The sequence below is a fragment of the Roseomonas aeriglobus genome, from assembly GCA_016937575.1.
Classification (GTDB): domain Bacteria; phylum Pseudomonadota; class Alphaproteobacteria; order Sphingomonadales; family Sphingomonadaceae; genus Sphingomonas; species Sphingomonas aerigloba.
The window spans coordinates 316,613-330,645 of record JAFHKN010000002.1 but is presented as its reverse complement, the minus strand read 5'-3'; the positions used below and the strand labels follow the sequence as shown (position 1 = coordinate 330,645).

Here is a 14,033-nt window from a genome sequence, read left to right as displayed (position 1 = left end):
CAAGTTCCGATCGTAGGATCGCTTAGTTCTTCGAACCCTCGCCGAAGCGCAGGCCCAGGGTGAACCGTACGTAGCGCGGCACCTGATAGCCGATCACTTCGCCGTAACGCTGGTTGATCGCGCCACCCGTCAGATCGCCGAATTCCTGATAGTCCAGCTTCGACTTGAAGTTGAACACGTTGAATACGTCGACGCTGAAGAAGCTGCCGGGCAGCGACGCGATGTCATACTGGACATTGACGTCGATCTGCTTGCGCCAGTCCGACTTGAACGCCGTGCCGCGCGGCACGAGGTACGAGGTCGGGTTGCCCGGAATGTTCTGGTTCGGGAACGACGGGTTGCTCGAGAAGCGCGGCTGACGGCAATAGAAGCTCGCCGCGTCATAGGCCGCCGCGAATTCGTCCGTCGGGTGATAACCAATGCACGAGAAGCTGCGCGGCGATTCGAAGAGCATGTTCGCGCCGACACGGAAATTCTCGAACAGCGACACCGTGCCGAACAGCTTGAACGAGTGCGCACGCTGGTTGGCGAGCGTCCCGTACGCGCCGTCGAGCAGACCCGGCTGGTCGAAGTCCTGAGTCAGGCCGGCGTCGTCCTGACCATTGTCCGACTTCACCGCGCCTTCGTAGTTACCGCGCAGACGCGTGTAGGCATACGAGCCGCCCAGTCCCCAACCGTTGCGATACGCCTTGTTGAACTGGAACTGGATCGAGTCGTAATTGCGGATCGCCGCCGGATAGCCGAGGTCGGCCGCCGACAAGGTCGCGACTTCGCACTGGCGTGCCGAAACCGCGCAGTTGCCGTCCAGACGCACCGTGATGTCCGACCCCGGGTTCGCCAGCACATACTGGTGGAAACCGGTAAAGGTCGCAGCGCAGCCCGGAATGCCGTTCGCCTGGCAGTACTTCAGCACCGCCGCGTCGATCGCCACGTCGTCCAGGGTGCGGCCCAGGCGACGGTTGATGTACGTCAGCGACAGGTCCCAGTCGCCGATGCGGTGCTGCAGGCCGACCGTCCATTCGTCGGTGTAGCTGGGCTGCAGGCTCGACGACACGAGCGTGTCGGTCGGGCCCTGGATGCCGTCGCTGGTGATCGAATAGCAGGTGTTGCGGCCTGCATCCGGACCCACCGTCGGGCACGGATTCGAGCTGCCGGCGGCCGGGGTGGTCAGACCCAGGATATTGCCGTTGGCGTCGAGCTGGAGGCCCTGGACGAAGCCCGCCGAGTTGAACACCGCAGGATTGACGCCCGTCGGATACAGGAAGCGCTGCTGGTAATAGAGCTCGGCACCGCCCAGACGGATGTTGGTGTTGCTAGCGACCGGCAGGAAGTAGCGGCTCCACGACCCGCGAACCGTGGTGCGCTTGTCGCCGAACACGTCGAACGCTGCACCCAGACGCGGACCCCACTGATCACCCGACTTGAAGTAGGTGTTGCCGTCCAGCGCATCGTTGCTGAACTTGTCGTTGCGAACGCCCAGCTGCAGGTTCAGGCGGTCGTTGAGCAGCGACCAGCTGTCCTGGATGTAGAAGGACTCGTTCAGGCTCTTCCACGTGCCGACGTTCTCGTAATACCAACGCTGGATCAGCGAGCCGGCCAGGCTGTAGCGATAGCCGCCAGCGTACCGCGTGTCGGTCGACGAGCTCAGCTCTTCGCGCTCGTAACCCGCACGGAAGTGGTGGTTGCCGAACAGGCTGACGTACACGTCGGCGTCCGCGCGGTAGAACTTGCGCACGTCGTCATCGCGGTAGTTGGTTGTCGAGAAACCGGCCGCCGTGGTCGTCACGCCGGTACGGGTGCTCTGCACCAGCGACTGGATCGGCGCCGGCACGCCCGACTGGTTGTCATGGCTTTCACCATATGCCGCCGACAGCGTCAGCCAGTTGGTGAACTGCCCGGTGTAGGTGCCGACGAAATTGTCGCCGCCCGACTTCGAAATGATCGTCCCCTGCGTCGCACCCAAAGCGAAGGTCGTCGGGTTGAAGACGTCATAATTGGTGACGGCGGTCTGCGCGTTGCGGAAGTACGTGCCTTCCAGGCGGTGACCATCGGCGATGATGAAGTCGAGCTTGCCGCCGAAGAACGGCGAGCTGTTGCGCGTCGTCAGGCGGTTGCCGCCGGTGATGCTGCTGTCACCGATCTTCGAATAGTTCGGGTTGTACAGAGCGTAGAAGAACAGCCGGTCCTTGATGATCGGGCCGCTGACGTAGAAGTTGGCTTCGATGTCCTCGTTCACGTCGGCGCGGTTGTACGCCGCATAGGTGTTGGGCGAGTAATCGCGCAGCGCGTCGGGCGCATAGGCGATCAGCGCGCCGGCCTTGAACTGGTTCGAACCCGACTTGGTCACCGCGGTGGTGAAACCGCCCAGCGCACGACCGAATTCGGCCGACAGACCGAACAGCTTGATATCGATCGACTGGTAGAATTCGATCGGCGGGTTGTTCGAACCGACGAAGGTTCGGAAGTTGGTGACGTTCAGGCCGTTCACATAATAGGCGTTCTCGGCGACGGTCGCGCCGCCGATCGAGGCGAGGTTGCCGAACGCGGTGTCGCCCTGGCTGGTGCCCGGCGACAGCAGGATCAGCGCCGTCTGGTTCCGCGCGATCGGGGTCGTGTTCAGCAGCTGGCTGACGTCGGCGATGGTCAGGCCGCCGGTGTTGCTGCCGAAGTCGTTGGTCCGCTCCGCGCTTGCGGTGACGACGATATCGCCGGTGCCGCTATCGGCGGCATCAGCACCGCCAACCGTGAAGGTGTAGCTGGAATTCTGACCAGGCGTGATGACGATGTTGCGGTTCTCGACCGGGGCGTTCCCCGGAGTCGTGACCGTCACCGTGTAATTGCCGGTCGGCAGCGCCGGGATACGGAACGTGCCGTCGGTGCCGATCGTGGCGTTGCGGGTGAAACCCTGCGTGGTCGACTGGACGGCCACGCTACCGCCCGAGACGCGGGCGCCGTCGGCGCTCTGCACCGTGCCGACGAGCGCACCGGTCGTATAGTCTTGCGCCGCCGCGGGCGTCGCGACGACGGCGGCCGACGATACGCCCACGCCGAGCAGCGCGAGCGCTCGAAGGGCGGTTCCCCCGCTGAGCGCTATGCGCTTCCTGTTTGGATTGCTGGTCACTGTAATCCCTCGCTTGAAATGCCGGTTCGGGGCGCTGGACGCGCCCTGCCGTTCCGCAGGAGTAACGGGGGGTGTAAGCCAGCGACAAGACTTCAGTAGCAACGCACCTATTTTTCGCCGGATACCGTCACAAAATTATCACTGTTGTCAACGTATTATAAATCTATGTTTCCTTCTACGATCTATATCACCGGCACGAAGCTCGTCGCGTCTTCTGATTATTGGCCAGCAACGCGCGCACTCTCATACGCCTCCACAAAAGGCTGAAGACGCTTGCGATATGGCGTGGCCGCACCGACGGCGCGAGTATTGATTGGCTGGCGCACCTGCGTCACGCTCGCCGTCGTGACGGCCCGCCGGCTCTCATGCGGTCGGAGCTGTCCATCCTCGAGGGTAAGACCACAATGCGCGACGATCCGCGGGATGACCGAAGCGGGATCGCTGACCAGAGCGGCATAATCGACGGGTAGGATCTGTCCGGGGCGCAATCGCGACCAGTGGGCAAACAGCCGATCCTCGGCCGCCATCTGCCGGCCGATCGCCGCAAGATCAAAGGTCCAGGCAAGGTTGTCGAGGAAGTAGGTTCGAAAGATCGACCATGCGGTATCGAGTGGGTCGCGCCGCAACCAGATGACGGGGACATCGGGGAAGAATGTCGCGACCAATCCCATGAAACGACTGAGCTGCAGCGTTTTGTCGACGATTCGCCGTTCCCCGGGGAAGCGCTCGTCGAGCAGATGGTCGTAGAGCGCGACCACAGCGTCGCCGCGCCCAGCCGACATCGCCTGACGGACGGCAGCGACATCGACTCCGCCAATATCGCGGGCCAACAACGCCATCCGGCCGAGCTCTTCGCCGTCTTCGACCGCGCTGTGACTAACGAGAATCTGTTCCACCAAGGTCGTCCCCGACCGCGGTAGGCCGGTAACGAAAATCGGTCGGACACTGTTCTTCGCGGGACTAGGAAGCGTGGACAGCGCCTCCGTAGACCACCCTGACAGTGCCGAGGAGACGCCTGCGCGCTCCGCAGCCTCGTCGAGAGGACGAACCGTTCGGACTGCGGCAGCCCCTTCGGCAAAAGCGGCGAAGGCGGCATCATGATCGCCCGCCTCGTCCAGCGCTTTGCCAAGGCCATAAAAATACGCGCCCTTCTCGACTGGCGGGGCGGTCCTCATGCGCGACTGAACCGCAAGCATCGCATCACGATCAGCGCCGGCGACCGTGCCTGACATTGCGAGCGCTAGCCAGCTCTGTCCCGAATGCGGCGCCAGGCGAACCGCGCGGTGGAGGTGATCCTGGGCTTCGTCAAACAGCCCCAGATTGGTCGCCAGCGTACCGCGGATATAGGCGTTCCCGACCGGATCGGGCACGGTTTCCGGCACGGTAACCAGAATCGCCCGCGCCTCGTCGAGGCGGCCGGTCCGCGCATAGGTAGCGGCCTGCTCGAAGCGCGCGAGCGGACTATTTCCCGACTCGCGCACCAGAATGTTCGCCGCGGCGCGGGCCAACGACAGTTCCCCGTTGTGCAGCAAAAGGTGAATGATCGTCCGCCACTGGCCACCAAGCCGCGCCCCTGCCGTGATCAGGGCACGACACGCGGCGTTCACCCCGGCGCGATCCTGGCGGTCGAGGGCGGATTTCAAGCGGGCGAGCAGCGATGGCGTATCGGTCATTCGGTCGCTGTTACCAATCGTCCGCCCGAACTTCACCCTGGGCGCAACAAAAAAGGGGCGACGCCATCGGCGCCGCCCCCGGAGTATTGAAGAGGTTTCGTATCGACTTACTTCGCGCCTTCGCCAAACCGTAGGCCGAGCGTGAAGCGCACGTAGCGCGGCGGCTGGTAGCTGAGCGGCTGGGAGTAGCGCGGATTGATGGAACCGTCCGCGTTTTCGCCGAACTCGTTATAGTCGAGCTTCGACTTGAAGTTGAACGCGTTGAACACATCGATGCTGAAGAAGCTGCCCGGCAGATCGGCGATGTCATACTGAACCGAAAGGTCTATCTGCTTGCGCCAGTCGCTCTGGAACGCGCTGCCGCGCGGAACCAAGACGCTCGCACCCGTCGGCGAGAAGCGCGACTGCTTACAGAAGTAGCTGGCGTTGCCGTACTGCTCCGCGAAGACGTCCGTCGGGTGGACGCCGTAGCAGGAGAACTTGCGCGGGCTTTCGAACAGCATGTTCGCACCGACGCGCAGCCCGTCAAACAGTCGGTAGGTACCGAACAGCTTGAACGAGTGAACGCGCTGGTTCGGGTTGTCGCCATACGCACCGTCGAGCAGACCCGGCTGGTCGAAGTCCTGCGTCAGGCCGGCGTCGGTCTGGCCGTTGTCGGACTTGACCGCGCCTTCATAGTTACCGCGCAGACGCGTGTAGGCGTAGGAACCGCTCACGCCCCAACCGTCACGATACGGCTTTTCGAACTGGAACTGCACCGAGTCGTAGTTGCGGGTCGCCTTCGGATAACCGAGGTCGGCGGCCGGGAGAGTCACGACGGCGCACTGACGAGCATCCGTGCAATCGCCATCGAGACGAACGGTGATGTCCGAACCGGGATTGGCGAGGACGTACTGGTGGAATCCGCTGAACGTCGAGTCGCAGTTCGGGATACCCTTTGCAGCGCAGTACTTCAGCACTGCAGCGTCGATCGCCACGTCGTCGAGCGTACGGCCAAGGCGACGATTAAGGTACGTCAGCGAGAAGTTCCAATCGCCCAGACGCTGCTGCAGACCAACCGTCCATTCGTCGGTGTAGCTAGGCTGCAACGTCGACGATACCAGCGTGTCGGTCGGACCCTGAATGCCGTCGGAGAAAATCGAGCGGCAGGTCCGCGTGTTGCGATCCGGGCCGACCGTCGGGCAGAGGTTGGTGCTTCCGGTGATCGGCGTTGTCAGCCCCTGGATATTGCCGTTCGCGTCGAACGTCAGGCCGTTGACCAAGCCCGCCGGGTTGAAATTCGCCGAACTGACACCCGTCGGGTACGCAAAACGCTGCTCATAGTACAGTTCGGCACCGCCGAGGCGAATGTTCGTGTTGGTCGCGACCGGGAAGAAATACCGGCTCCAGCTGCCGCGGACGGTCGTCCGCTTGTCGCCGAACACGTCGAATGCTGCACCCAGACGCGGGCCCCACTGATCACCCGACTTGAAGTAGGTCTGACCGCTCAGGGCGTTGTTGTTAAACCGGTCGTTGCGAAGACCAAGCTGCAGGTTCAGACGCTCGTTCAGCAGCGACCAGCTGTCTTGGATGTAATAGGACTCGTTCTTGCTGCTCCAGGCACCGACGTTCTCGTAGTACCGGCGACGGACATAGCCTGCGGTGAGAAGGTAGGAATACGCACTCGCATACCGTGTGTCGGTCGTGGAGCTGAGGTCTTCACGCTCGTAACCCGCACGGAAGTGATGGGTGCCAAGCAAGTTGACGTAGATGTCGGCATCCGCACGATAGAATTTACGGACGTCGGTATCACGTGCGTTGGCGGAACTGATGCCGCGTGCCGTCGTGGTGATGCCGGTTCGCGTGCTGCTGACCAACGAAATAAGCGGCGATGCGATCGCGAGCTGATCGTCATGGCTTTCACCATACGCCGCCGACAGGGTCAGCCAGTTAGTGAACTGACCGGTGTAGGTGCCGACGAAGTTGTTGCCACCGAACTTGCTGATCACCGACCCAAGCGCGTCATTGATCGCGAGCGGCCCGCCAAACGCCGGGTTGCTGACCGGCGTGATCACGCTGCCGTTCGGATTCACCGAAGCGTTAAACCGGTCATACTGCGTTTCGACGGTTTGCGCGTTGCGGAAGAACGTCCCTTCCAGGCGGTGACCATCGGCGATGATGAAGTCCAGCTTGCCGCCGAAGAACGGTGAGCTGTTGCGCGTGGTCAGACGCTGGCCGGCGCTGATGCTGCTGTCCTGCGTCTTGTTGTAATTGGGATTGTACAGCGCGTAGAAGAACAGCCGATCCTTGATGATCGGGCCGCTCAGATAGAAATTTGCTTCGATGTTCTGCGCATAGTCGTTGCGGTTGTAGGCCGCATACGTATCGGGCGAGTCGTCACGCAGTGCGTCCGGAGCAAAGGCGACGAGAGCGCCGGCCTTGAACTGATTCGAACCCGACTTGGTAATCGCAGTCGTGAAGCCACCCAGCGCACGGCCAAATTCGGCAGGAATGCCAAACAGCTTGACGTCAAGCGACTGATAGAATTCGATCGGCGGATTATTCGAGCCGAGGAAGTTGCGGAAGTTCGTGACGTTAAGACCGTTCACATAATAGGCATTCTCGGCGACGGTCGCGCCGCCGATCGAAGCCAGATTGCCGAACGCGGTATCGCCAGCGCCCGTGCCCGGCGACAGCAGGATCAACGCGGTCTGGTTGCGCGCGATCGGGGTCGTGTTGAGCAACTGACTGACGTCGCCGATGGTCAGGCCGCCGGTGTTGCTGGCGAAGTCGTTCACGCGTTCGGCCGACCCGGTGACGACGATGTCGCCCGCACCATCATTGGCCGCGACGTCGCTCGCCGGGGCTGCGCCGGCGGCAGTCGCACGGAACGTGTAGGCAGTGTTCTGGGCCGGATTGACGCCGACCGTCTGGGTAACGACCTGCTCGCCCGCGGCATTGGTGATCGTCACGACATACGCGCCCGGCGGAAGCGCCTGGACACGGAAGCTGCCGTTACTGTTGGTGGTCACGGAGCGTGTGAAGCCCTGTGCCGTCGATCGGACGGTAACCGTAGCGCCGGCAAGCGGGGCACCGTTCGCATCGAGGGCGCTACCGACGAGCGCACCGGTGTTAAAGTCCTGTGCTACGGCCGGATTGGCAAGCAGCGTCGTTGACGCCAGGCCCGCACCCAACAGCGCTAGTGCCTGAAGCCCAGCGGTCGTGCGCAGCATGCACGCGCGATAAGTCGAAAATTTGCTCATTCGTAAGCCCCTCTTTTGTTGCGGCCATCGTCGCTGTGCCGCGACGTCCCTCGGCCGGGTGCTTTCCTGAACGACCAAAGCTTGGACGTCCGGATAACGAGAAGGGTAATCGAAGTTGCGGCCCGTAAAAAAGATCAACACGATCTCAATCATCGGGATTTATCCGGGTTGTAGCCAATATGTCACATATCAAGCTATCGAACGCCAAAAATATTCCAAAACCGGGGAATGGGCTTAGCTGCCATTCCTCATCGCCCCCGCCACGAGCAGCGGATCAATCCGGCTGCCCCGCCACGTCATACCCCAATGGAGATGCGGGCCCGTCGCGCGGCCGGTGGCGCCGATTGCGCCGATGACCTGACCCTGGCGCACCCGCTCGCCCGGCTTCACGTCGATGCGGCTGAGGTGGAGGAAGGCGCTGACCAGGCCGGCGCCGTGGTCGAGCATCAGCAGGTTGCCCTCCAGGGTGAAGGGGGCATCGGCGGCAAGGGCGACGACCCCATCGGCCGGAGCCACGATCGGCGTGCCGGTGGGCCGTGCTACGTCCACGCCGCTGTGATAGGCGCCGGGTTCGCCCTTGTAGATGCGCTGGCTGCCGAACAGGCCGGAGATGCGGCCGGTCGCCGGCCAGACGAAGCGCTGCCGCCAACCGTCGGAGGGGCGGTCGACCGCCCGGGCGGCAGCGATCTGCGCGAGTTCGGGCGCACGGCGGCGGGTGAACGCCTCGGTCGGCTGGGTGCCGCGCGCAAGCGTGTCGAGCCGTTCGATGCGCCAGGCGCGGGGCGCCACGGTCAGGACCTGGCGGACGGTGCGGCCATCGGCCAGCGTCGCGAGCAAGTCCATCGCCGGCGCGGCGTCCCGGTCGAAGGCGATCAGGAACCGGCCATCCGGCGCGACCGGCACCGCCACCGGGCCCAGGGTCAGTGTCCGGGTGCCGGCCGGGGCGATCCCGCGGGCCACACCCCCCTGGGTCGGCACGGCATCGAGCGCGAAGGGCCCCGCCATCGGAACCTGCGCGACCAGCGCGGCAGGGCTAAGGGCGAGAGCGAGACCTACGGCCAGCGCGCGCGTCATTGGGGCGCGAGCGCCTCGCTGGCGATTTCGGCGCTGGCGAATGGCTGCTGGCTGGCGACGTCCCAATAGCGCAGCTCCTCGATCGGAATGCGCGCGCCCGATTTCGCGCAGACGACATGGTCGCCGGTGCTCAGCACGCGAAAGCCGTTCGCCATATAATGGAGCTTCGCGGCGCGATCGGACTTGGACATCAGCATTTCGGGGTCGGCCTTCATCAGAACAGATCGGGTTGCGTCGGCGCGGCGGCCGCGGGTGTGACAGAAGTATGGGATTTGCCGCCGCCACGCTCAAGCCGCACGTCGACCGTCCCATCGCGGAAGTGGAGCGTCATTGCGCCCGCCGCGCGCGCGGCCTCCGCGGTCCCGACGACTTCGCCGGCCGGGCGCGCGGCGACCCAGGCATAGCCACGCTCCAGCGGCTTTTCCGGATTCACGCTTTCGAGCAGACGGCCAAGATCGCTCGCCCGGTCGCGCGCCCGCGCCAGCCGCGCGTCGAGGACCGATGGCCTGAGTGCCCCGGCCGCACGATCGAGCTCGCGCCGCGCCGTGACCAGCCGCCGCTCGAGGGTGAGGCCCAGCCGCCCGGCCAGGTCGTCGAGCCGCTGGCGCTGCGGCCCCAGGATCGCGTCGCGCTTCGGCAGCACGCGGACCAGCGCCGCCAGCCGCTCATGCCCACGTTCGTGATAGCGGCGCGCACAGCGTTCGGTGCGCAGGCCGTACGTCTTGAGCGTGTGGACCAGATCCGCCTTCACCGGCACCGCGATCTCGGCCGCGGCCGTCGGGGTCGGTGCACGCAGGTCGGCGGCGTGGTCGCACAGCGACGTGTCGGTCTCGTGTCCGACTGCCGAGATGATCGGGATCGAACAGGCGGCGACCGCGCGGACGACGACTTCCTCGTTGAACGACCAGAGATCCTCGATCGAGCCGCCGCCGCGGGCGACGATGACCAGATCGGGTCGCGGAACCGGACCGCCGGGCTGGATCGCGTCGAACCCGCGAACTGCGCCTGCGACCTCCTCCGCCGAGCCCGCCCCCTGGACCTTCACCGGCCAGACGAGGACATGGGTCGGGCAGCGATCCTCAAGCCGATGGAGAATGTCGCGGATGACCGCGCCGGTGGGCGACGTGACGACGCCGATCACCTTGGGCAGAAAGGGTAACGGCTTCTTACGCGCCGGATCGAACAGCCCCTCCGCGCCCAGCTTGGCCTTCAGCTTTTCGAGCAGCGCCATCAGCGCGCCTTCGCCGGCCAGTTCCATCCGCTCGATGACGATCTGGTATTTGGAGCGGCCGGGATAGGTGGTGAGCTTGCCCGTCGCGATCACTTCGACGCCGTCGGCCGGCTGGAACGGCAGGGCGGACGCCGCGCCGCGCCAGATGACACCATCGATGACCGCGGCATCGTCCTTCAGCGCCAGATAGCAGTGGCCCGAGCCCGCACGCTTCCAGCCCGAAATCTCGCCGCGGATGCGGACATGGCCGAACGCGCCCTCCACGGTTCGCTTCAACCGTGCCGAAAGCTCGCTGACCGACATGTCGGGTGCGTTGCTGCCCGGCGCTGGCTCGGCTACCAGCCGGCCGGTGTCTGCGTCGTCGAGGAAGGGATCGGCCATGAATGTCCTGCTGTTGGGATCGGGTGGCCGGGAGCATGCGCTCGCCTGGAAGCTCGCACAGTCGTCCGGCCTGACCCGGCTCTACGCCGCGCCCGGCAATCCGGGAATAGCCAACCACGCCGAATGCGTCGATCTGAGCCTGGCCGACCACCGGGCGATCGTCGATTTCTGTCGTGCCAAGCACATCGGCTTCGTCGTGATCGGGCCCGAAGCGCCGCTGGTCGCGGGCCTCGCCGACAATCTGCGCGCGATGGGCGTCGGCGTGTTCGGCCCGGGCAAGGTCGCGGCCCAGCTGGAAGGGTCGAAGGGCTTCACCAAGGACCTGTGCGCGCGCGAGAATATTCCGACGGCGCGCTACGAACGCGTCCGCGCGCTGGACGGCGCGCGCGCGGTGGTCGCCGAATTCGGGCTGCCGGTGGTCATCAAGGCGGACGGCCTGGCCGCGGGCAAGGGCGTGACGATCGCCGTGTCTGCGGAACAGGCGGATGCGGCCTTGGTCGACCTGTTCCACGGCCACGGCGCCGAAGCGGTGATCGAGGAATTTCTGGAGGGCGAGGAGGCCAGCCTGTTCGTCCTGACCGACGGCAAGCATCTGCTCCCCTTCGGCTCTGCGCAGGACCACAAGCGCGTCGGCGACGGCGATACGGGGCCGAACACCGGCGGCATGGGCGCCTATTCCCCTGCCCGCGTGCTGACGCCCGAGCTGGAGCGACAAGCGATCGACGAGATCGTCCGGCCGACCGTGGAGGCGATGGCGCGGGTCGGGCATCCGTTCCAGGGCGTGCTCTATGCCGGACTGATGCTGACGGCGGATGGGCCGAAGCTGATCGAATATAACGCGCGCTTCGGCGACCCGGAATGCGAAGTGCTGATGCCGCGGCTCGAGAGCGATCTGCTGGAGCTGATGATCGCGACCGACAAGGGGTCGCTCGACCAGGCGACGGCCACATGGCGGGACGAGATCGCGTTGACCGTGGTGATGGCGGCGAACGGCTATCCGGGCACGCCTGCCGCCGGTGGCGCGATCCGCGGGATCGACGCGGCGGAAGCTGGCGGAGCGACCGTGTTCCAAGCCGGAACCGCCGCACGCGACGGCGAACTGGTCGCCGCCGGCGGGCGCGTGCTTGCAGTCACCGCCTGCGCTGCCACCGTCGCCGAGGCGCAGGCCGCTGCCTATCGTGCGGTCGAGCGAATCGACTTCCCGACCGGTTTCGCCCGGAGCGACATCGGCTGGCGCGAAGTCGCGCGCGAACGCGGCGAAACACGCTGACCGGCGTTAGGACGACGGATATCCGACTTTAAGGCAACAGGGGCCGACGATGAGAACCGACGCGAGCTGGCTGACGACGACCAACCTGGTGCTGATTGCGATCGGCATCGTTCTGGCGGTGATGGTGATCCTGCACGGCGCGCGTCTGAAGCGCCGCCGCCAGAAGGTCGACGATGCGATCGAGGATCGCAGCGATGACACCCCCGCAAGCGTCCCGGTCGCAACGCTCGACGAGATGCCGCCGCCCGCGCCCGAAACGACGCCGGTCCCCATCGCTGCATCGGAACCGGAACCGGAACCGACCCCGACGCCCCTTCCAGTCGCCCCCGCCCCGCCCCCGCTGGCCGGCGACGACACGCCGGTCGTCGCGACCGCCGCGCCGTTCGATCCGGCGCCGGCGACGATCGCCGCGGACCTTGCAACGCCGCCGTCCGACCCGGCGCCTGCGACAGGCGGCGACGAATTGACCCGATTGAAGGGCGTCGGACCGAAACTGGCGGCCCGGCTGAACGATCTCGGCATCACGACCTACGCCCAGATCGCCGCGCTTTCACCCGCAGAGGCCGAAGCCCTCGACGCCCAACTCGGCAGTTTCCAAGGCCGCATGACGCGCGACCGCTGGATCGAGCAAGCGGGCTATCTGGCGAAGGACGACCGCGCTGGCTTCGAAGCGGCGTTTGGAAAGCTGTAAGCGGTCAGCCGCCCGACACGCTCCGCTTTCCATCGCGAAGGGCGGCGCCGGGATCGCTTAGCGTGCCGACTCGCTTGCCTTGTCGGCACGCTCCTGTCGGTCGTAATTCGCCCGCGTTGCCTCCTCGGTGCGCTGCTCGGCGCTACGCGAGCGGCGGTTGGTCATGACAGCCCACGCGAGCACCGCGATCAGCACCAGCGGGCCGACGATCGTCAGGATACTCCAGATTCCGCCACCGATATCCATGGCCTTGCTCCTCAAAAACAGGTCTGGCGGCGTCAACGAAGCGGACTTGGCAATCGATCCACTGGAACGCGAACGCCGCTTCGCGCGCTTCTTGCATCATGGCGAGACTGGGCGATTGGGTGCAGCCCCACCCGACGGGCATCTATCTGCCGGCAGCCGACATATGGGTCGACCCGTCGGTTCCGGTTCCGCGCGCGCTGGTGACGCACGGTCATGCCGATCACGCACGCGGCGGACATGGCGAAGTGTGGGCGACACCCGAGACGCTGCAGATCATGGAGGTCCGTTATGGACCACAGACCGGGCGGCCGGTCGCGTACGGCGAGTCGCTGAAGCTTGGCGAGATCGACGTGAGCTTCGTGCCCGCCGGCCATCTGCTCGGTTCGGCGCAGATCGTGCTCGACCACCGCGGTGAACGGGTGGTGGTGTCGGGCGACTACAAGCGCCGCGAGGACCCGACCTGCGCGCGGTTCGAGCCGGTCAAATGCGATGTGTTCGTCACTGAAGCAACCTTCGGCTTGCCGGTCTTTCGCCACCCCGAAGCGCATGACGAAATGGACAAATTGCTTGCCACGCTGCGCGCCAACCCCGACCGGTGCGTGCTCGTCGGCGCCTATGCTCTGGGCAAGGCGCAGCGGGTCATTCGCGAACTGCGCGTCATGGGGTTCGACGACCCCATCTACATCCATGGCGCGCTGCAACGGCTGTGCGACCTCTATGTCGAAAATGGCGTCGATCTGGGTGACCTGCGGCCGGCGATGGGTGTCGCCAAGGCCGAGCTGATGGGCCGCGTCGTCCTCGCGCCGCCGTCCGCACTCAACGACCGGTGGTCGCGCCGCCTGCCCGACCCGATCAGCGCGATGGCAAGCGGCTGGATGACGGTGCGCCAACGCGCGCGGCAGAAGAATATCGAGCTGCCGATCATCCTGTCCGATCACGCCGACTGGGACGAACTGACCGCGACGATCCAGGAACTTTCCCCTCGCGAAGTCTGGGTTACCCATGGCCGCGAGGACGCATTGGTTCACTGGTGCGCGATGCGCCAGATCAAGGCTCGCGCGTTGGACCTGGTCGGCTTCGAGGACGAGGACGACTAGGGACCTC

At 65.2% G+C, this 14,033-nt stretch carries 10 protein-coding genes; 3 read left to right on the top strand and 7 right to left on the bottom strand.

Annotation, left to right across the window (positions count from 1 at the left end; translation table 11 throughout):
- Positions 1-22: 22 nt before the first annotated feature.
- The 6 genes from JW805_01930 to JW805_01905 form a co-directional block, all read right to left on the bottom strand.
- Positions 23-3,121 (bottom strand): TonB-dependent receptor, encoded by a 3,099-nt coding sequence (locus JW805_01930; GenBank protein ID MBN2970775.1) that lies wholly within the window; start codon positions 3,119-3,121, stop codon positions 23-25.
- Positions 3,122-3,339: 218 nt separating this feature from the next.
- Entirely contained in the window at positions 3,340-4,794 is a 1,455-nt protein-coding gene (locus JW805_01925) for a sulfotransferase (GenBank protein ID MBN2970774.1), read from the bottom strand.
- A 107-nt stretch (positions 4,795-4,901) separates the two neighbouring features.
- Complete coding sequence (locus JW805_01920; GenBank protein MBN2970773.1) at positions 4,902-8,036, bottom strand: TonB-dependent receptor; 3,135 nt, start codon at positions 8,034-8,036, stop codon at positions 4,902-4,904.
- A 234-nt stretch (positions 8,037-8,270) separates the two neighbouring features.
- A complete protein-coding gene (locus tag JW805_01915) occupies positions 8,271-9,110 on the bottom strand; it encodes a peptidoglycan DD-metalloendopeptidase family protein (GenBank protein ID MBN2970772.1) in 840 nt (279 codons plus the stop codon).
- On the bottom strand, positions 9,107-9,325 hold the full coding sequence (locus JW805_01910; protein ID MBN2970771.1) for a DUF2093 domain-containing protein: 219 nt from the start codon (positions 9,323-9,325) through the stop codon (positions 9,107-9,109). Before JW805_01910 ends, JW805_01915 begins: the two co-directional genes overlap by 4 nt.
- The gene (locus tag JW805_01905; protein ID MBN2970770.1) at positions 9,325-10,722 is read right to left on the bottom strand and encodes an exodeoxyribonuclease VII large subunit; all 1,398 of its coding nucleotides are present in this window, start codon (positions 10,720-10,722) and stop codon (positions 9,325-9,327) included. The genes JW805_01910 and JW805_01905 overlap by 1 nt, the downstream gene beginning before the upstream one ends.
- On the opposite strand from JW805_01905, the gene purD reads away from it, so the two are divergent.
- Together purD and JW805_01895 are read left to right on the top strand one after the other, a co-directional pair.
- Positions 10,721-11,992 (top strand): phosphoribosylamine--glycine ligase, encoded by a 1,272-nt coding sequence (gene purD, locus JW805_01900; GenBank protein ID MBN2970769.1) that lies wholly within the window; start codon positions 10,721-10,723, stop codon positions 11,990-11,992. The two genes, JW805_01905 and purD, sit on opposite strands and share 2 nt — an antisense overlap.
- 49 nt (positions 11,993-12,041) lie before the next feature.
- Positions 12,042-12,683: a hypothetical protein gene (locus JW805_01895; protein MBN2970768.1), complete on the top strand. Its 642-nt coding sequence runs from the start codon at positions 12,042-12,044 to the stop codon at positions 12,681-12,683.
- A 57-nt stretch (positions 12,684-12,740) separates the two neighbouring features.
- Here the strand turns inward: JW805_01895 and JW805_01890 are convergent, their stop codons facing one another.
- Positions 12,741-12,929 carry a hypothetical protein gene (locus JW805_01890; protein ID MBN2970767.1) on the bottom strand — a complete coding sequence of 63 codons (189 nt, stop codon included), beginning with the start codon at positions 12,927-12,929 and terminating at the stop codon, positions 12,741-12,743.
- 98 nt (positions 12,930-13,027) lie between these two features.
- Here JW805_01890 and JW805_01885 point away from each other — a divergent pair, with 98 nt between their 5' ends.
- Complete coding sequence (locus tag JW805_01885; protein MBN2970766.1) at positions 13,028-14,026, top strand: ligase-associated DNA damage response exonuclease; 999 nt, start codon at positions 13,028-13,030, stop codon at positions 14,024-14,026.
- Positions 14,027-14,033 lie beyond the last annotated feature (7 nt).